Source organism: Enterobacter sp. CPE_E890 (genome assembly GCF_046521475.1).
GTDB lineage: Bacteria > Pseudomonadota > Gammaproteobacteria > Enterobacterales > Enterobacteriaceae > Enterobacter > Enterobacter adelaidei.
The window spans coordinates 3,774,985-3,793,268 of sequence record NZ_JBKFZW010000001.1 but is presented as its reverse complement, the minus strand read 5'-3'; the positions used below and the strand labels follow the sequence as shown (position 1 = coordinate 3,793,268).

Sequence of the window (18,284 nt, the reverse complement as noted above, 5' to 3'; positions counted from 1 at the left end):
TAAGTGTGCAGAATCAACGCCCTGCATTTTTCATGATGCGCGCTTTGTCGAGCTGCCATTCGCGCTCTTTCAGGTCAGTCCGTTTATCGTGTTGTTTTTTACCCTTCGCAACGCCAACTTTCACTTTGCACCAGGCATTTTTCCAGTACAGCGACAGAGCAACCACGGTGAACCCTTCACGGTTGATGCGACCATAGAGGGATTCCAGCTCGCGCTTGTTCAGCAGCAGTTTACGTGTGCGTGTTGGGTCACAAACATAGTGCGAAGAGGCGACAGTTAGCGGCGTAAAGTTCGCCCCGAACAGGAAGGCTTCACCATCTTTCAGGATCACGTAGCTATCGCCGATGTTGGCTTTCCCGGCGCGCAGCGATTTTACTTCCCAGCCCTGCAAGGCAAGGCCAGCTTCGAATTCTTCTTCAATGAAATACTCATGGCGAGCACGCTTGTTGAGCGCAATGGTCGCCGAGCCTGGTTTATGTGCTTTTTTCTTCGTCATAAGTGTCGTAAAGCCGTCGGTAATCTGATTTCAAAAAGTCACCTCATTGCGTCCTGTGAGGTCTAACGCGCTATCTTAGCACGAGATGAGGCTTAGCGTTTTTTTAACAGGTGATAAATGTTATTATTTGTCCGTTGTGTGACCATGGGAAATGCTATGCCTCAGATTAGCCGTACTGCGCTTGTGCCTTACAGCGCGGAACAAATGTATCAGTTAGTGAACGATGTTCAGTCTTATCCAGCGTTTATTCCTGGATGTACCGGGAGCCGTGTTCTGGAGTCTGGTCCAACGCAGATGACCGCAGCGGTGGATGTCTCCAAAGCGGGGATCAGCAAGACGTTCACCACGCGTAATACGCTGACGAGTAATCAGAGTATTTTGATGCATCTGGTGGATGGTCCGTTTAAAACGCTGATGGGAGGCTGGAAGTTTACGCCCCTGAGCGCTGACGCCTGTCGCATCGAGTTCCATCTGGACTTTGAGTTTACGAATAAACTGATTGAGCTGGCGTTTGGTCGTATCTTTAAAGAGCTGGCTTCTAATATGGTTCAGGCGTTCACCACCCGCGCCAAAGAGGTTTACAGTGTCGCATAAGATTGCTGTGGAAGTGGTGTACGCGCTGCCGGAGAAGCAGTATCTGCAACGTGTAACGCTGGAAGAGGGCGCGACTGTTGAGATGGCTATCCGCGCTTCCGGCATTCTTGAGCTTCGCAGTGATATTGACCTGGCGAAGAATAAAGTCGGGATTTACAGCCGCCCGGTTAAGCTGGGTGATGTGCTGAAAGAAGGTGACCGGGTGGAGATTTATCGTCCGTTGATTGCTGACCCGAAAGAGCTGCGTCGTCAGCGTGCGGAGAAAGCGGCTAAGTAGCGCTTTCTTCCCCGGTGGCGCTGACGCGTACCGGAGCGCTACGTCTCTGTGCAAGAATTCAGAAACAAAAAAGGTGCTCATTGAGCACCTTTTTGCATTTCTGACGCCTGATTATTTGGTCAGGGCAGGCTTGTTGTCGATGTTGGTCAACACACCAGCGCTGCTGAAGGTCAGCGTCAGGGTTTGCTGGGTCACATCTTCGTGGCCCGGTTGCTGACGGAATACATAGAACCAGGTGTTTGTGCCGAACGGATCGGACATCATCGGGGTTCCCAGTGCATAAGCGACCTGCTGTTGTGTCATCCCCACACGGATTTTGGACACATCGTTAGGGGTAAGGTAGTTCCCCTGGTTGATGTCAGGACGGTAAACCACTTTTTCCAGAGTGGAACAGCCTGCGGTCAACATCAGAAGAACCGCTGCGGCAGCGGTCAGCATTTTACAACGCATAGTGATTTGATTCCTTTTCGGGCCCGAGCAGAACGCGGCTCATATGTAATATGCCGATGATAATAGACCTTGCCCCACTTTGAAACCGGTCTGGCGGCGTTTTTGTTGTTCTCTATGACCCTGAGATCCCGAAAAAGTTTATGCCGCTAGCAGTTCTTTCGCGTTTGCGAGCGTATTACGCGTGACTTCACTGCCGCCAAGCAGACGAGCCAGCTCCTGCAGACGCGCACGTTTATCGAGCGGTTTCATGTGCGTTTCTGTCATTTCACCGTCGGTTTCTTTGCTGACGATAAAGTGATGGTGACCACAGCCAGCCACCTGCGGAAGGTGGGTAACACACATGACTTGTGTTGATTCACCTAACTGACGCAGCAGCTTACCGACTACCGCCGCCGTTGGACCGCTGATCCCAACATCCACTTCATCGAAAATCAGCGCCGGGGTTTCCATTTTACGCGCTGTAATCACCTGAATCGCCAGTGCGATACGCGACAACTCACCGCCGGACGCCACTTTGGAGATGGCCTGCAGCGGCTGACCGGGGTTAGTGGTGACGCGGAACTCAATACGATCCGCACCTTCTGCCGTCAGCACATTCTCTTCAAAGCGGACATCGATCGTAAATACGCCGTGCGGCATCGCCAGCGTGTGCATACTGTCGGTGATGTGCTGACTTAACTCCTGGGCATAATGCACTCGAATCTCATGCAGTTGTTTCGCTGTTGCCAGCGCCTGTTCATGATGCAGGTTCACCGCCAGAGAGAGGGTTTCCTGCGAGTCAGCCTGATCGTCAAGCAGCTGCTGTTCTTCCAGCAGAGACTGATAGTAAATTGGCAGATCTTCCGGCGTAACGTGGTGCTTACGGGCCAGTGAGATCTGACGTGAAATGCGTTGTTCCAGCTCAAACAGACGGTTCGGGTCGAGATCCAGACGTTCACAGTAGTGGCGCAATTCATCACCGGCTTCTGAGATCTGAATCGCGGCCTCTTCCAGCATATCCAGTACGCCAGAAAGTTTGCTGTCCATGCCTGCCAGTTCGGTGACCAGTTGACGAACGTTATACAGCTGGCTTTGCAGGTTCACGTCTTCGCCATCCGCAAGCATGTTGAGGGCGTTCTGACTGGTTGAAAGCAGGTGACCGCTGTTGGCCAGACGCTTGTACTCTTCGTCGATTTGCTCAAACTCACCCGCCTGCGGGTTGAATTCGTTCAACTCTTTTAACTGGTATTCCAAAAGCTCGGCGCGTGCTGCGCGCTCCTGGCTTTGCTGCTGGTGCTGGGCAAGCTCACGGCAGCTTTGATGCCACTGGCGATAGTGTTCTGCCATAAGCTGAGTAAGCGCGTACTCACCCGCATAGCCATCAAGCAGGGCTTTCTGCTGTTCTGGTTTGACGAGTTGCTGATGTGCGTGCTGGCCGTGGATCTGGATAAGCAACTGGCCGAGCTCGCGGAGCTGGGAGAGTGGAACCGCCGTACCGTTGATAAAGCCACGTGAACGACCGTCGCTGCTGATCACGCGGCGAAGTAAACACTCACGTCCATCTTCAAGCTGGTTCTGTTCCAGCCAGCGCTGGGCGGCAGGGGTGTCTTTCAGGGAGAAGCGGGCACAGAGATCGGCACGGTTTGCGCCCATGCGCACCATGTCTCCCTCGGCACGGCCGCCAAGGCACAAGCCGAGGGCATCAATGGCAATGGATTTACCCGCACCGGTTTCCCCGGTGATCGCCGTCATGCCGCTGTGGAAATCGATCTCAAGCTCACGAACAATGGCAAAGTTGCTGATGGTCAGTTGTGCCAGCATAATTGTTTTCCTGTATGAAAAACCATAACTGTGTTTTCATACAGTATAAACTGGTTTTATATACAGTAAAGCGCTGGATGCAAAATCAGAACAATTTTTTTGACCAGCCAAGCTTCGAGCTTAATGTGTTGAAATAGCTGTAGTCTTTCGGGTGAATGAGATTCAGGTGGTAATCACACCGACGAATCAGCACGTCTTCCCCTTCCTGAATCGGCAGCGCTATCTGGCTGTCACAGCTGATCTCCAGGTCATTTCGACGGTGGGAGAAGCGCAGACGAATGGTGCTGTCACCGTTGATGACCAGCGGACGGGCGGAAAGCGTGTGCGGAAACATTGGCACCAGCGTAATGGCGTCCAGGGAAGGGGTCAGGATCGGGCCACCGGCAGAAAGCGAGTAGGCGGTTGAGCCGGTCGGGGTGGAGATAATCAGCCCGTCAGAACGCTGGGAGAAGGCAAAGATTTCGTCGATATAGACTTCGAACTCGATCATGTGCGCCACTTTACCGGGGTGAAGGACCACCTCGTTAATCGCGGTGCTGATGCGCTTCTGGCAGTCCTGCTGGCATACCTGCGCTTCCAGTAAGAAGCGTTTTTCGCTGATATAGTGGCCTTCCAGAACGTCAGCCAACTGTTGCTGGGCATTATCCGGGTCGAGGTCAGTTAAAAAACCGAGATTGCCACGGTTGATGCCGATGACCTTGATGTCATAACGCGCCAGCGTGCGGGCCGCGCCGAGCATGTTGCCGTCACCGCCGACCACCACGGCGAGATCCGCCTGTTGGCCTATTTCCGCCAGCGTGCCGGTCTTGACGCTCTTCAGCTGCAGCTCCTGTGCAATCTGCTGCTCAACCATCACTTCATAGCCTTTGCTACACAGCCAGCGATACAACATTTCATGTGTCGTCAATGCGGTAGGGTGACGCGGATGCCCGACGATCCCAATACACCTGAAATGATTATTCATTTTCTGGAGGTCCTTGTGCCTGATGAATGATGACAATCTGTCTTGTTCCCTTGAATCCCGGAAACTGATCCCCATAATAAGCGAAGTTAGCGAGATGAATGCAGAAAAACGCGGAGAAATTCATGAGTAGTAAAGAACAGAAAACGCCTGAGGGGCAAGCCCCTGAAGAAATTATCACGGAACAGCACGATGAAGTTGAGGCTGTAGAGCCAGACGCATCTGCTGAGCAGGTGGACCCGCGCGATGAAAAAATTGCGAATCTGGAAGCCCAGCTGGTAGAAGCACAGAATCGCGAACGCGATGGTGTTCTGCGCATCAAGGCTGAAATGGAAAACCTGCGTCGTCGTACCGAACTGGACGTTGAAAAAGCGCATAAATTTGCGCTGGAGAAATTCGTCAACGAACTGCTGCCGGTGATTGATAGCCTCGATCGCGCGTTGGAAGTAGCGGATAAAGCGAATCCGGACAACGCGGCGATGATCGAGGGTATCGAACTGACGCTGAAATCCATGCTCGACGTGGTGCGTAAGTTTGGCGTGGAAGTGATTGCCGATACCAACGTTCCGCTGGATCCAAACGTTCACCAGGCGATTGCGATGGTGGAGTCCGAAGAGGTGGAAGCCGGTAAAGTGCTGGGCGTGATGCAGAAAGGTTACACCCTGAACGGCCGTACCATTCGCGCAGCGATGGTGACCGTGGCGAAAGCGAAAGCGTAATTTGCCGCCCTCTAGTGCCGGGTGGTGGTTTCGCCTTGCCCGGCACTACAACATTATTCCGCGATACTTTCGCGCAGGGGTTTAACGGGAAGGACTTTCACCTGCTTAATCATGTTGTCCTGCACGTCCAGGATATCAATATCGTACTGTTCAATTCGCACCCGCGTGCCCGCAGCCGGGATTTCTTCCAGTGCTTCCAGAATCATGCCATTCATGGTTCGCGCTTCATCTTCCGGTAAATGCCAGTTAAAGGCTTTGTTGAGTTCGCGAATGTTGGCGCTACCGTCAATCAGCACCGAGCCGTCGTTTTGTGGGGTCACTTCTTCCGCAAGAGAAGGAGACATTGAGGTGGTAAAGTCCCCGACAATCTCTTCCAGAATATCTTCGACCGTCACCAGCCCCTGAATATCGCCGTACTCATCAACCACCAGGCCGACTTTCTTCTTGTTACGCTGGAATTTCACCAGCTGTGTGCTGAGCGGGGTGCCTTCCGGCACGTAGTAAATTTCGTCGGCGGCACGCAGCATCACCTCTTTTGTGAACTCTTTTTTCTCGGTCATCAGGCGGTAAGCTTCGCGCACGCGCAGCATGCTGATGGCGTCATCGAGAGAGTCGCGATAGAGCACAATACGCCCGTGCGGGGAGTGCGTCAGCTGGCGGACGATGGCTTTCCAGTCATCGTTGATGTCGATACCCACGATTTCGTTACGCGGCACCATGATGTCGTTCACGCTCACCTTCTCCAGATCCAGCACCGACAGGAGCATGTCCTGATTACGTCGGGAGATCTGTGAACGGGATTCATTCACGATGGTGCGCAGTTCGTCTTTGCTGAGCGCGCTGCTGATGGTGACGTCTGCTTTGATACCCACCATCCGCATCAAGAGGCGCGTCACCATGTTCAGCAGCCAGACCAGCGGCATCATCAGGATCAGCAGCGGTGCCAGCAGGAAGCTGCTCGGGTAGGCGACTTTCTCAGGGTAAAGCGCAGCGATGGTTTTCGGTAGCACTTCGGCAAACACCAGCACCACGAACGTCAGCACGCCGGTGGCAATCGCCACCCCGGCATTGCCGTACAGTCGCATCCCGACGATGGTGCCCAGCGCAGAGGCAAGAATGTTGACAAGGTTGTTGCCAATGAGCACCAGGCTTATCAGGCGATCCGGCTTGCGGAGCAGTTTTTCAACGCGACGGGCAGCCCGGTTACCTTGCTTAGCACGATGACGTAACCGGTAGCGGTTTAAGGTCATCATGCCGGTTTCCGAGCCAGAGAAATAGGCGGAGATGACCACCATGACGATCAGCGTAACGATCAGCGTGGTGGTAGAGATGTGTTCCAGGGGGAACTCCTTTGTTTCTTAGCCAGCAAATTGCTGTATGAAGCGGCTGCCAAAATAGGCAAGGGTGAGAATGCCCGCACCCGCGACGTTGAACCAGACCACGCGGCGACCGCGCCAGCCTTCATGGTAATGGCCCCATAGCAGGACAATATAGACAAACCACGCAACGATAGAGAGTACCGCTTTATCGATATTCTCCACGCTGAACAGGTTTTTCATGTAGAACAGGCCCGTGCAGAGCGTGAGCGTCAACAGAACCACGCCCACCTGGGTGATGTGGAACATTTTACGTTCAATGACCATCAGCGGTGGCATCTCGTGGTTAAACGCCAGCTTTTTGTTTTTGAGCTGGTAGTCAATCCAGGCGAGTTGCATGGCGTAGAGCGCAGCGATAATCAGCGTCGCGTAGGCAAAAAGCGACAGGCCAATATGCACCAGCATACCCGGTGTCGCCTCCAGATGCGTAATGAACTCATTGGGCATAAAGGTGGCTAAAGCCAGATTGATCAGCGCAAAGGTATAGACAATCGGCAGCAGTAACCAGCCGCGATTCTTAGAGGCCACAATGGTCATCACCGTGCAAATCATCAGGCTGACCAGCGAGCCGACGTTGAGGACGCTCAGGTTTTGCACGCTGCCGTCGCCGGGAATGATGCGTGATTCCAGCGCAAAGGCGTGGCTTATCAGTGCGATCACCGCGGAAAGAATAGCCATGCGCCGCCAGCCGCTGTTTTTTTGCAGCAGTCCGGGAATGATCAGCGCGAGACTGACAGAGTAGGCAACAAGGGCGATCAGTGCGAAAACAGGCATATAGGCATCGACAGTTGTCTTAATAAGAAAGAGAAGCAGTATAACGTTACGTGACGCCTGCTCCAACCGTTGCATAACAACAAAGGCGCCTTCATGTTATACTCCGGCAAAATTCTGTGTATGTGTCGCTCATGGCGGCCCAACGTTTCTACTCAGGCGAGAGACAATGTTTGATAATTTAACCGATCGTTTGTCGCGCACGCTGCGCAACATCAGCGGCCGAGGACGCCTTACCGAAGACAACATCAAGGAAACGCTGCGCGAAGTGCGCATGGCGCTGCTGGAAGCAGACGTGGCGTTGCCGGTTGTGCGTGATTTTATCAACCGCGTTAAAGAGAAAGCGGTTGGTCATGAAGTTAACAAGAGCCTGACCCCGGGTCAGGAGTTCGTCAAAATCGTTCGTAACGAACTGGTTTCGGCGATGGGTGAAGAGAACCAGGTGCTTAACCTCGCGGCTCAGCCACCGGCCGTGGTGCTGATGGCGGGTCTGCAGGGTGCGGGTAAAACGACCAGCGTCGGTAAGCTGGGTAAATTCCTGCGCGAGAAGCACAAGAAGAAAGTGCTGGTGGTGTCTGCCGACGTTTATCGCCCGGCGGCGATCAAACAGCTGGAAACGCTGGCAGAGCAGGTTGGCGTGGATTTCTTCCCGTCAGACGTGGCTCAGAAACCTGTCGACATCGTTAATGCCGCGCTGAAAGAAGCGAAGCTGAAATTCTACGACGTGCTGCTGGTGGATACCGCCGGTCGTCTGCACGTTGACGAAGCGATGATGGACGAAATCAAGCAGGTGCATGCCTCTATCAATCCGGTAGAAACCCTGTTTGTTGTCGACGCCATGACCGGTCAGGATGCGGCAAATACCGCGAAAGCGTTTAATGAAGCGCTGCCGTTAACCGGTGTAGTGCTGACCAAAGTGGACGGTGACGCCCGTGGCGGTGCAGCCCTCTCGATTCGTCATATCACCGGTAAGCCGATTAAATTCCTCGGCGTGGGCGAAAAAACTGAAGCGCTGGAGCCGTTCCATCCGGATCGTATTGCCTCCCGTATTCTCGGCATGGGTGACGTGCTGTCGCTGATCGAAGATATCGAGAGCAAGGTTGACCGCGCGCAGGCTGAAAAGCTGGCGAGCAAGCTGAAAAAAGGCGACGGTTTCGATCTGACCGACTTCCTTGAGCAACTGCGTCAGATGAAAAACATGGGCGGCATGGCCAGCCTGATGGGCAAACTGCCGGGCATGGGCCAGATCCCTGACAATGTGAAAGCGCAGATGGATGACAAGGTGCTGGTGCGTATGGAGGCGATCATCAACTCGATGACCCTTAAAGAACGTGCTAACCCGGATATCATCAAAGGTTCCCGTAAACGCCGTATCGCAGCCGGTTGTGGCATGCAGGTGCAGGACGTTAACCGCCTTCTGAAACAGTTCGACGACATGCAGCGCATGATGAAGAAAATGAAGAAAGGCGGCATGGCGAAGATGATGCGCGGGATGAAAGGGATGATGCCTCCCGGTTTTCCAGGGCGTTAATCGCTTTTGAGATTGCTTTTTGCCCGAAAATGAGTAAAATTTTCGGGCTTTTAATATGACACCCGGGCTCCGTTCCTCGATGGGGCCCGGTTGTTTTATTCACACAAGAGGATGTTATGGTAACTATTCGTTTAGCACGTCACGGCGCTAAAAAGCGTCCGTTCTACCAGGTTGTTGTGACTGACAGCCGTAATGCACGCAACGGTCGCTTCATCGAGCGCGTTGGTTTCTTCAACCCACTGGCCGCTGGCGCAGAAGAAGAAACTCGTCTGGATCTGGATCGTATCGCTCACTGGGTTGGCCAGGGCGCTACTGTTTCCGATCGCGTTGCTACGCTGATCAAAGCAGCAAACAAAGCAGCTTAATCTGTCACGGTGGTCATGATGAGCAATAAAGCACCTGTTGAACCGATCGTATTGGGAAAAATGGGTTCTTGCTACGGTATCCGTGGTTGGCTCAGAGTGTTTTCCTCCACTGAAGACGCTGATAGCATTTTTAATTACCAGCCCTGGTTTATCCAGAAAGGCGGTAAGTGGGAAGAGGTCGAGCTGGAAAGCTGGCGTCACCACAATCAGGACATCATCATCAAGCTGAAAGGCGTTGATGATCGTGATGCCGCGAATGCGCTGACTAATTGTGAAATTGTCGTGGATTCGTCGCAGTTGCCGGCGCTGGAAGAGGGTGACTACTACTGGAAAGACCTTATGGGTTGCCAGGTCGTTACCACCGAAGGCTACAGCCTGGGGAAAGTCATCGATATGATGGAAACCGGGTCAAATGACGTTCTCGTCATCAAGGCAAACCTGAAAGATGCATTTGGCATCAAGGAGCGGTTGGTCCCGTTCCTCGATGGACAGGTTATCAAGAAAGTCGATCTCACTACTCAAACCATTGAAGTAGATTGGGATCCTGGTTTTTAAATTCTCCGGATAAACGGTAAAAGACGGCGCTATGTGGATTGGCATAATTAGCCTGTTTCCTGAAATGTTCCGCGCGATTACCGATTACGGGGTAACTGGCCGGGCAGTAAAGAATGGCCTGCTGAGCATCCAGAGCTGGAGTCCTCGTGACTTTACTCATGACCGGCACCGTACCGTGGACGATCGTCCTTACGGTGGCGGACCGGGGATGTTAATGATGGTGCAACCCTTACGGGACGCCATTCACACAGCAAAAGCCGCGGCAGGTGAAGGCGCAAAGGTGATTTATCTGTCACCTCAGGGACGCAAGCTTGATCAAGCGGGCGTGAGCGAACTGGCGACGAATCAAAAGCTGATTCTGGTCTGTGGGCGCTACGAAGGGATAGATGAGCGCGTAATTCAAACCGAGATTGACGAAGAATGGTCTATCGGCGATTACGTTCTCAGCGGTGGTGAGTTACCCGCAATGACGCTGATTGACTCCGTCGCCCGGTTTATTCCGGGGGTTCTGGGTCACGAAGCTTCGGCAACGGAAGATTCCTTTGCTGATGGATTGCTGGACTGCCCACACTATACTCGTCCTGAAGTGTTAGAAGGGATGGAAGTACCGGCAGTGTTACTGTCTGGAAACCATGCCGGGATACGTCGCTGGCGTTTGAAGCAGTCGCTGGGCCGAACCTGGCTTAGAAGACCTGAACTTCTGGAAAACCTGGCTCTGACTGAAGAGCAAGCAAAGTTGCTGGCCGAGTTCAAAACTGAACACGCGCAACAGCAGCATGAACATGATGGGAATGCGTAATACGCTCCCGAATATCAGTTTACCCAGGATAAGAGATTAAATTATGAGCAACATTATTAAGCAACTTGAACAAGAGCAGATGAAGCAGGACGTACCTTCCTTCCGTCCAGGTGACACCGTGGAAGTGAAAGTATGGGTTGTTGAAGGTTCCAAAAAACGTCTGCAGGCATTCGAGGGCGTGGTTATCGCTATTCGTAACCGCGGTCTGCACTCTGCATTCACTGTTCGTAAAATTTCCAACGGCGAAGGCGTTGAGCGTGTCTTCCAGACTCACTCTCCGGTAGTTGACAGCATTGCTGTTAAACGTCGTGGTGCTGTACGTAAAGCTAAACTGTACTACCTGCGTGAGCGTACTGGTAAGTCTGCTCGTATTAAAGAGCGTCTGAACTAAGATTCGCTTAAGCGACATCCTGTTAAAAAGGGCTGGCCGAAAGGCTGGCCCTTTTTTTATCTCATCGCATCTCTCGCGTTAACTCTTTTGTCATAAATCATTTACAATGCTTGCCTCTTCCGTGGAGGGTAAGTGGATAACGTACTGCATCAGCACAACTGGAAACGCGCAGCGGCATTGACCGCACTGTTTGCGATCCTGCTGATCGTGGTGGCGCCGCTTATCTCCGTCTCGCTGCAAAAAGCTCCCATGAGTGCCATGCCGGGCATGCATCATGACATGAGCATGATGTCGATGGATGCACATCATGGTGATATGCCCCACACGATGCCTGTCGACCATGCGGAAGCGTGCGGCTACTGCGTACTATTAGCCCATGTTCCGGGCGTGATGCTGGCTCTGATCGTCCTGCTCAGTGTGGTGCTGCAGAGGCTTCGTGTTAAACCACCGCGACAGGCGGTCAGTCACTGGCACTTTTTCCCCTGGCTTTATCCTGATACCCGCGCGCCGCCGCATCAGTCTGCTTTTTCCCTTTAAAAAAATATCGATAACTTTTTACCTTAAAAAGGAAAAGTATGACTACCTGCACCTCGCACGCGGCATGGGGAAACCTGCTGCGTCGCCTTCATTTCTATATCGGGCTGTTTGTCGGCCCGTTTATCTTCTTCGCTGCTCTGACAGGTACGCTGTATGTGGCAACGCCACAGCTGGAGAATGCGCTCTACCAGCATGCGCTCCACACGAATTCCGTGGGCGAGCCGCAGCCGCTGGCGGAACAAATTGCCGTGGCTGAAAAAACCGTTGGCACCGATCTGCGTCTACACGCCGTTCGTCCTGGCCTGGTGGCGGGTGAAACCACCCGCGTGATGTTTGCTGACTCTGCGCTTGGCCCATCGGAGACCCGCGCTATTTTTATCGATCCAGTCAGCCTTGCGGTGCGTGGCGATATGACGGTGTATGGCACCAGCGGAATTTTACCGCTCCGCCAGACCATTGATTATCTGCATACCTCGCTGATGCTGGGTGATGTCGGGCGGCTCTATAGCGAGCTGGCGGCCTCGTGGATGTGGGTTGCCGCGCTGGGAGGGATTGCCCTGTGGTTTTATACCCGACCAAAACGCCGAATTAACAATCGTTTCCAGAATCGGCGTCGCGTGCATGTGACGTTAGGCTGGACGTTGCTGGGGGGAATGCTGCTGTTCTCAGTGACTGGCCTGACCTGGTCTCAGTGGGCAGGGGGAAACGTTGATAAGCTGCGTGCTGAGATGAACTGGCTAACTCCGCAGGTGAACACGACACTTTCCGGTCAGCAGGAGATCGTGGATGAGCATGCTGAACATCATGGTCATCACGGCGGAATGATGATGCCTGAAATGGCGATGGATTTGACGTTGTTTGACGGTGTGTTAAGCGCTGCACGTAACGCAGGGATTGAGGCCAATAAGCTGGAGATCCGCCCGGCGAAAGCAGAGAGTCAAGCCTGGACTGTGACGGAAATCGATCGCAGCTGGCCGACTCAGGTCGACGCCGTGGCGGTTGATCCCAATACGATGCAGATTCTGGACAGAACCCGCTTCGAGGATTTCCCGTTGATGGCGAAGCTCACCCGCTGGGGTGTGGATTTCCATATGGGGATCTTATTCGGGCTGGTTAATCAGCTGCTGCTTGTGGCGTTTGGCCTGGCGTTGTGTGTGCTAATTCTCTGGGGATACCGGATGTGGTGGATGCGTCGTCCAGCGCAATCGACGGCAAATCCGGTCCAGACGCTTTGTCAGAGTTGGCTTGCGCTTTCGGGATGGGGAAAAGTCGTCACGGCGATAATCAGTATACTGCTGGGGCTGGCGTTGCCAGTAATGGGCGTGAGTCTGGCTCTGTTTGTTCTGGTTGACTGGCTGCGCTGGCGAGCGGCAACTGGCGTGTCGCTCGCCGAATCATCCGCTAAATAACCTTATGGCGTGCTGATAACCACGGCCACCCGGCGGTTTTCAGCACGCCCTTGCGGGGTACTGTTGCTCGCAACCGGATATTTTTTACCTAATCCCTGCGTGGTGAGATTACTGCGCGGGATATTTGCCCCTTTGGCCCACGCGTCTGCCACGACGTTCGCGCGTTTTAATGAAAGCGCCTCGTTATAGCCATCCTCGCCATAGTTATCTGTGTGACCATCCATGCGGGCATGGTTTAAGCCGGTCGCTGCCAGACGTGAGGCCATCGTCTGGATCTGGGTTTCACTTTCCGGGCGCAGTGTGGCGTCATTTTTATCAAACAGGATTTTGTCCGACAGCCCCAGAGACCAGTCGCCGTTTAATTCGTTAAAGCCGTATGACTTCATTGCCGCGATTTGCTCTGGAGTGAATTTCCCTTTTGGCGGAGTCTGACAGCCAGCCAGGACAAGTGATGCCAGTAACAACGGCGCGAAGTATCGCTTTAACATATCGTATTCCTTTTAGGATATTGTTTTCGAACGCTGGTTTTTCACCAGATACATATTGCGGTCGGCATGCTCCAGTAATGCCTCTACTGAGGTATTTTCCCACGCCAGAGCATAACCAATGCTGAGTGACATTGATGCAGTGTGCCCATTATGCAGATCAAACGGACGGATAAACTGCTGCGATAGCGCAGCAGAAATGTGTTGAACCTCGAGTTCAGAATGCACGCCGTACAGCACCATGGCGAATTCGTCACCGCCGAGGCGGTATGATTGATAACGTTTGTCGCCAAATTCAACCATCCTGCTGGCAACTTCAATTAGCACGCAATCGCCTGCGGCATGCCCCCAGGTGTCATTAATAAATTTGAAATTATCGCCGTCGAGGAACAACAGAGCAGAGTTTGTTTTCGCGGAGATGTCGTTCATTAATGCCGCGATGCTGTTACGAAAAGCCGCCCGATTGGCAAGACCGGTCAATGGATCGTGCATGGCGGTACGCAGCAACTGGGCGTTTTTCGCCTGCAGCTTCAACTGCCATTCCTCCATCTCATCCAGGAGACTGTTGAAGTCTTCACCAAACTGGTGAAATTCTTCGATACGACCATCTCTTACCCGGCGAGAGAAGTTGCGGTTCGTCCGAACGTCATGAACGACGTCGGTAATGTTTTGCAGGGCCGTAACCATGCCATGATGCAATGATCGTGTAATGGTGAGTGCGACGACGGTAGCAAAAAGAATACAGCCAGTGAGAACGGCAAATGACATCCAGATGAAATGGCTAATGAGGTTGTCACGTGCGGTAAGGCGAATTTCGCCGATCATCGCACCATTATGCATGATGGGCTGTGAAATCGGTTCGGGGAAAAGCCAGCGGCTGACCAACGCACCCAGCGTGTCGTTGTTATCTTCCGGGTTCCATGACCAGTAAGCAAACCGCTTTTTATGTGCGTTGATGACTTCTGCCACGGCAAACTGCCCTTGTTTACCCAGAGTGGCAAGTGTTTCGTTGGCTGCCAGTGAATCGTTGAAAACCAGGGAGGCTTCAAGGCTATGGCTCATCGTTGCGCCGGTTAATTCGAGATTTTTTTGTGCGTATTGCTTTAATGTCACGACGGATGCAAAGCAGAGCAAAAGCCATATTAACGTCATCGTTATAATGACGCTTATCATGTTGATTCGCCTCAATGTTCTTTTAAACGTTGGGCGTGGCGTTGATGTGAAATCTTTATCCATGCTGCTTATTCCGTGCAAGCATTAATACATCCGGATTGACTCTCACGCCACTTCGAGCCAACGCATCAAGATTGACAGAAAACCGTACCTGACCGTGATCGATTATCAGGCAAAAGGCACTGCCAATAGCACATTCCGGATTTTGCTCTGAGATTAATAGCAATGCTCTGCCCTGATATTGACTTATTAATTCAAGTTGTTTTGCAGGCGATTCAGACCCGAAATAAATAGCATCGCACGTTTTGGCCAGGGCTTCCTGATCGTTACGTACAATGACAGGAGTATAAGGTAACCCGCTGATTTGCCCCTCTTCGTCGCTGAGTGCACGAGTGTAGTGAGAAGAGGCATAAACGCAGAGTTTAGGCTGCCCGGATAGTGATGGCCATCGCGTATAGCTCACAATACCTGAGACAATCGAGCGTACCGATTTATCCGTTTCCGTAAGCGCGCCTGCCGTCGCTGGGCCCACCATAAGGAACAGCATTAGTGCCAGAGTGAGTCGGAAAAAAGAGATCAAGAATGAATTTCTCACCAGAATCCGCCACATCGCTCCGGAAATAGATGTCCTTGAGAGTTGCGGGCAGAATACCATTGTTTATCAAAGCCGTCATTATGTCAGAAATAACCCGAGGCCGACCTAAGCTAAATCCTACTGTTGTTTATTTTCCGATGGATAAAAACAGACTTAATTTAGTCTGCTGGAACGCATACTTTCATCCATCCCTTTTTGCCATGACTCATGCAGTTTTGCTGCGTTTTCGGCAGTATCGCAACTGGCTGGAAAAGATTTGCCTGCTAATCCCCAGGCGTGAATAAAACCTTCTTCACAGACTTTCTTCTGACCATCGGCATAGCCACGGAGATATTCACTACGATCAACGTGTGGGTCGTTAAAACTATCGGCCAGGGTCTGGTTATCTTTAACCGGCAGGCCGTTCATGGCGTCTTCTTTACCTGCATCAAACCAGGATGGACTGGTCCAGTCGGGCTGGAAGGTGTAAGGATTGATCTGGCAGCCCGATAAAAACAGCGACAACAGCGCGAGAGCAATTGAACGCATAGCCATTCTCCTTTTTTCTTCAGCATAGCCTGGCTAAAGAAAGTTGCCGTGTAATTTAAAGTTTACGTTTTTGTACTATGATTATGGCAATAAATTGGCTTGTGTAAATTATAGTGTACGAATTTTGGATTGAAATGTTTACTTTTTATGGTATGGTGGTCTCACCTCTTAGAGGAAAACAACTATCGCAAACGAGTTTTACAGGATCGCCATCATGCAAAAAGACGCGCTGAACAACGTACATATCACTGACGAACAGGTTTTAATTACGCCGGATCAACTGAAAGCGGAGTTCCCGCTGAGCGTTGCGCAGGAGGCTCAGATTGAGCATTCTCGCCAGACCATTTCTGACATCATCGCTGGCCGCGATCCGCGCCTGCTGGTGGTCTGTGGTCCTTGCTCCATTCACGATCCTGAAACCGCCATTGAGTACGCTCATCGATTTAAAGCATTAGCGGAGGAGGTCAGCGATAGCCTCTATCTGGTGATGCGCGTCTATTTTGAAAAGCCACGTACCACCGTTGGCTGGAAAGGGTTGATTAACGATCCGCACATGGATGGCTCGTTTGATGTGGAAGCGGGTCTGAAGATTGCGCGTCGCCTGCTGGTGGAACTGGTCAGTATGGGGCTGCCGCTGGCGACAGAAGCGCTGGATCCGAATAGCCCGCAATACCTGGGCGATCTGTTCAGTTGGTCCGCAATTGGTGCGCGCACCACGGAATCACAAACTCACCGCGAGATGGCGTCAGGCCTGTCGATGCCGGTTGGTTTTAAAAATGGTACTGATGGCAGCCTGGCTACCGCGATCAACGCGATGCGCGCCGCCGCAATGCCGCACCGTTTTGTCGGTATTAACCAGGCAGGACAGGTTTGTCTTCTGCAAACGCAGGGCAACCCGGATGGTCATGTGATCCTGCGCGGGGGTAAAGCACCAAATTACAGCCCGGCGGATGTGGCGCAGTGCGAAAAAGAGATGGAGCAGGCGGGACTGCGTCCTGCACTGATGGTAGATTGCAGTCATGGTAATTCGAACAAAGATTACCGTCGTCAGCCTGCGGTTGCGGAATCGGTGGTCGCGCAGATCAAAGATGGCAACCGTTCTATTATCGGTCTGATGATTGAGAGCAATATTCATGAAGGCAATCAATCATCTGAACAGCCGCGCAGCGCAATGAAGCATGGTGTATCCGTGACGGATGCCTGCATCAGTTGGGAAACCACCGATGCACTGCTGCGTGAGATCCATAAAGATTTAAACGGCCAGCTGGCGACGCGTCTGGCTTAAGAGGTTAGGTATGGTTGCTGAATTGACCGCATTACGCGATCAAATAGATGAAGTGGATAAGGCGCTGCTGGACTTGCTGGCACGCCGCATGGCGTTGGTTGCTGAAGTCGGTGAGGTTAAAAGCAAATACGGCCTGCCGATTTATGTGCCGGAGCGTGAAGCCTCAATGTTGGCCTCTCGTCGCAAAGAGGCTCAGGCGCTGGGTGTCTCTCCGGATTTGATTGAAGATGTCTTGCGTCGTGTGATGCGGGAATCTTATTCGAGTGAAAATGACAAGGGCTTCAAAACCCTTTGTCCGTCCCTGCGTCCGGTGGTCATTGTGGGTGGTGCCGGCCAGATGGGACGTCTGTTTGAAAAAATGCTGGCGCTTTCTGGTTACCAGGTGCGCATTCTGGAAAAAGAGGATTGGGCAAAAGCTCCGGAACTCATGAAAGATGCCGGAATGGTGATCGTCAGCGTACCGATCCATGTGACGGAACAGATTATCGGGAAGCTTCCTCCATTACCGAAAGATTGCATCCTGGTCGATCTGGCATCTGTTAAAAATGGTCCGCTTCAGGCGATGCTGGCGGCGCATACCGGCCCGGTGCTGGGTCTGCACCCTATGTTTGGCCCGGACAGCGGTAGTCTGGCGAAGCAGGTAGTTGTTTACTGTGATGGTCGTCAGCCGGAAGCCTATCAATGGTTCCTGGAGCAGATTCAGGTATGGGGCGCACGGTTGCACCGTATCAGCGCGGTTGAGCACGATCAGAACATGGCGTTTATTCAGGCGCTTCGCCACTTTGCGACCTTTGCTTATGGGCTGCATCTGGCGGAAGAGAATGTGCAGCTTGAACAGCTGCTGGCACTCTCTTCACCCATCTATCGTCTGGAACTGGCGATGGTCGGGCGTCTGTTTGCGCAGGATCCCCAGCTTTACGCCGACATTATTATGTCGTCTGAGAACAACCTGGCACTGATTAAGCGCTATTATCAGCGTTTTGGTGAAGCCATTACGCTGCTGGAACACGGAGACAAGCAGGCGTTTATCGACAGCTTCCGCAAAGTGGAGCATTGGTTTGGCGATTACGCACAGCGTTTCCAGAGTGAGAGCCGTACGTTGTTGCGTCAGGCAAATGACAGTCGCCAGTAATGCGATGATGTATATACTAAAAGCCAGCAACGCTGGCTTTTTTCATTTTGGGGAA

Annotated in this window: 22 protein-coding genes; 12 read left to right on the top strand and 10 right to left on the bottom strand. The window is 52.5% G+C overall.

Annotation, left to right across the window (positions count from 1 at the left end):
- Positions 1–13: 13 nt before the first annotated feature.
- The gene (gene smpB, locus ACLHV9_RS18690; RefSeq protein ID WP_008502505.1) at positions 14–496 is read right to left on the bottom strand and encodes an SsrA-binding protein SmpB; all 483 of its coding nucleotides are present in this window, start codon (positions 494–496) and stop codon (positions 14–16) included.
- Positions 497–652: 156 nt separating this feature from the next.
- On the opposite strand from smpB, the gene ACLHV9_RS18685 reads away from it, so the two are divergent.
- Both ACLHV9_RS18685 and ACLHV9_RS18680 read left to right on the top strand, forming a co-directional pair.
- On the top strand, positions 653–1,090 hold the full coding sequence (locus ACLHV9_RS18685; protein WP_195757727.1) for a type II toxin-antitoxin system RatA family toxin: 438 nt from the start codon (positions 653–655) through the stop codon (positions 1,088–1,090).
- A complete protein-coding gene (locus tag ACLHV9_RS18680; protein ID WP_108090949.1) occupies positions 1,080–1,367 on the top strand; it encodes an RnfH family protein in 288 nt (95 codons plus the stop codon). The genes ACLHV9_RS18685 and ACLHV9_RS18680 overlap by 11 nt, the downstream gene beginning before the upstream one ends.
- Positions 1,368–1,478: 111 nt before the next feature.
- Here the strand turns inward: ACLHV9_RS18680 and bamE are convergent, their stop codons facing one another.
- The 3 genes from bamE to nadK form a co-directional block, all read right to left on the bottom strand.
- Positions 1,479–1,817 carry an outer membrane protein assembly factor BamE gene (gene bamE / locus ACLHV9_RS18675; RefSeq protein ID WP_014884883.1) on the bottom strand — a complete coding sequence of 113 codons (339 nt, stop codon included), beginning with the start codon at positions 1,815–1,817 and terminating at the stop codon, positions 1,479–1,481.
- A 138-nt stretch (positions 1,818–1,955) separates the two neighbouring features.
- Complete coding sequence (gene recN, locus ACLHV9_RS18670) at positions 1,956–3,617, bottom strand: DNA repair protein RecN (RefSeq protein ID WP_108090948.1); 1,662 nt, start codon at positions 3,615–3,617, stop codon at positions 1,956–1,958.
- An 85-nt stretch (positions 3,618–3,702) separates the two neighbouring features.
- Positions 3,703–4,581 (bottom strand): NAD(+) kinase, encoded by an 879-nt coding sequence (gene nadK, locus ACLHV9_RS18665; RefSeq protein ID WP_008502500.1) that lies wholly within the window; start codon positions 4,579–4,581, stop codon positions 3,703–3,705.
- A gap of 122 nt (positions 4,582–4,703) precedes the next feature.
- Here nadK and grpE point away from each other — a divergent pair, with 122 nt between their 5' ends.
- Entirely contained in the window at positions 4,704–5,297 is a 594-nt protein-coding gene (gene grpE, locus ACLHV9_RS18660; protein WP_032666780.1) for a nucleotide exchange factor GrpE, read from the top strand.
- Between the two features lie 53 nt (positions 5,298–5,350).
- On the opposite strand, the gene ACLHV9_RS18655 is transcribed toward grpE, so the two are convergent.
- A complete protein-coding gene (locus ACLHV9_RS18655) occupies positions 5,351–6,637 on the bottom strand; it encodes an HlyC/CorC family transporter (RefSeq protein WP_028016737.1) in 1,287 nt (428 codons plus the stop codon).
- Between the two features lie 18 nt (positions 6,638–6,655).
- Positions 6,656–7,447: an inner membrane protein YpjD gene (locus ACLHV9_RS18650; RefSeq protein ID WP_032666789.1), complete on the bottom strand. Its 792-nt coding sequence runs from the start codon at positions 7,445–7,447 to the stop codon at positions 6,656–6,658.
- Between the two features lie 166 nt (positions 7,448–7,613).
- On the opposite strand from ACLHV9_RS18650, the gene ffh reads away from it, so the two are divergent.
- The 7 genes from ffh (at position 7,614) to ACLHV9_RS18615 (ending at position 13,031) form a co-directional block, all read left to right on the top strand.
- The gene (ffh, locus tag ACLHV9_RS18645) at positions 7,614–8,975 is read left to right on the top strand and encodes a signal recognition particle protein (RefSeq protein WP_008502496.1); all 1,362 of its coding nucleotides are present in this window, start codon (positions 7,614–7,616) and stop codon (positions 8,973–8,975) included.
- Between the two features lie 116 nt (positions 8,976–9,091).
- Positions 9,092–9,340: a 30S ribosomal protein S16 gene (rpsP, locus tag ACLHV9_RS18640; RefSeq protein ID WP_003863133.1), complete on the top strand. Its 249-nt coding sequence runs from the start codon at positions 9,092–9,094 to the stop codon at positions 9,338–9,340.
- A gap of 15 nt (positions 9,341–9,355) precedes the next feature.
- The gene (gene rimM, locus ACLHV9_RS18635; protein WP_049007936.1) at positions 9,356–9,895 is read left to right on the top strand and encodes a ribosome maturation factor RimM; all 540 of its coding nucleotides are present in this window, start codon (positions 9,356–9,358) and stop codon (positions 9,893–9,895) included.
- 31 nt (positions 9,896–9,926) lie between these two features.
- Positions 9,927–10,694 (top strand): tRNA (guanosine(37)-N1)-methyltransferase TrmD, encoded by a 768-nt coding sequence (gene trmD / locus ACLHV9_RS18630; protein WP_028016734.1) that lies wholly within the window; start codon positions 9,927–9,929, stop codon positions 10,692–10,694.
- A gap of 43 nt (positions 10,695–10,737) precedes the next feature.
- Positions 10,738–11,085 (top strand): 50S ribosomal protein L19, encoded by a 348-nt coding sequence (rplS, locus tag ACLHV9_RS18625; RefSeq protein WP_002914145.1) that lies wholly within the window; start codon positions 10,738–10,740, stop codon positions 11,083–11,085.
- Between the two features lie 132 nt (positions 11,086–11,217).
- Positions 11,218–11,622, top strand: a complete 405-nt coding sequence (locus tag ACLHV9_RS18620) for a DUF2946 domain-containing protein (protein ID WP_407220939.1) — start codon at positions 11,218–11,220, stop codon at positions 11,620–11,622.
- Positions 11,623–11,660: 38 nt separating this feature from the next.
- Entirely contained in the window at positions 11,661–13,031 is a 1,371-nt protein-coding gene (locus ACLHV9_RS18615) for a PepSY-associated TM helix domain-containing protein (protein ID WP_407220938.1), read from the top strand.
- 2 nt (positions 13,032–13,033) lie between these two features.
- Here ACLHV9_RS18615 and ACLHV9_RS18610 read toward each other — a convergent pair whose 3' ends face one another.
- The 4 genes from ACLHV9_RS18610 to ACLHV9_RS18595 all read right to left on the bottom strand — a co-directional run bounded on the left by ACLHV9_RS18610 (position 13,034) and on the right by ACLHV9_RS18595 (position 15,812).
- The gene (locus tag ACLHV9_RS18610) at positions 13,034–13,519 is read right to left on the bottom strand and encodes an OmpA family protein (protein ID WP_049007932.1); all 486 of its coding nucleotides are present in this window, start codon (positions 13,517–13,519) and stop codon (positions 13,034–13,036) included.
- Between the two features lie 12 nt (positions 13,520–13,531).
- The gene (gene dgcN / locus ACLHV9_RS18605) at positions 13,532–14,752 is read right to left on the bottom strand and encodes a diguanylate cyclase DgcN (RefSeq protein WP_407220937.1); all 1,221 of its coding nucleotides are present in this window, start codon (positions 14,750–14,752) and stop codon (positions 13,532–13,534) included.
- Positions 14,745–15,284: a YfiR family protein gene (locus tag ACLHV9_RS18600; RefSeq protein WP_407220936.1), complete on the bottom strand. Its 540-nt coding sequence runs from the start codon at positions 15,282–15,284 to the stop codon at positions 14,745–14,747. The genes dgcN and ACLHV9_RS18600 overlap by 8 nt, the downstream gene beginning before the upstream one ends.
- Positions 15,285–15,437: 153 nt before the next feature.
- Entirely contained in the window at positions 15,438–15,812 is a 375-nt protein-coding gene (locus ACLHV9_RS18595; RefSeq protein ID WP_028016728.1) for a DUF2799 domain-containing protein, read from the bottom strand.
- Positions 15,813–16,026: 214 nt separating this feature from the next.
- Between ACLHV9_RS18595 and aroF the strand changes: the two genes are divergently transcribed.
- Positions 16,027–17,097, top strand: a complete 1,071-nt coding sequence (gene aroF / locus ACLHV9_RS18590; RefSeq protein WP_028016727.1) for a 3-deoxy-7-phosphoheptulonate synthase AroF — start codon at positions 16,027–16,029, stop codon at positions 17,095–17,097.
- A gap of 10 nt (positions 17,098–17,107) precedes the next feature.
- A complete protein-coding gene (tyrA, locus tag ACLHV9_RS18585; protein ID WP_028016726.1) occupies positions 17,108–18,229 on the top strand; it encodes a bifunctional chorismate mutase/prephenate dehydrogenase in 1,122 nt (373 codons plus the stop codon).
- Positions 18,230–18,284: the final 55 nt, after the last annotated feature.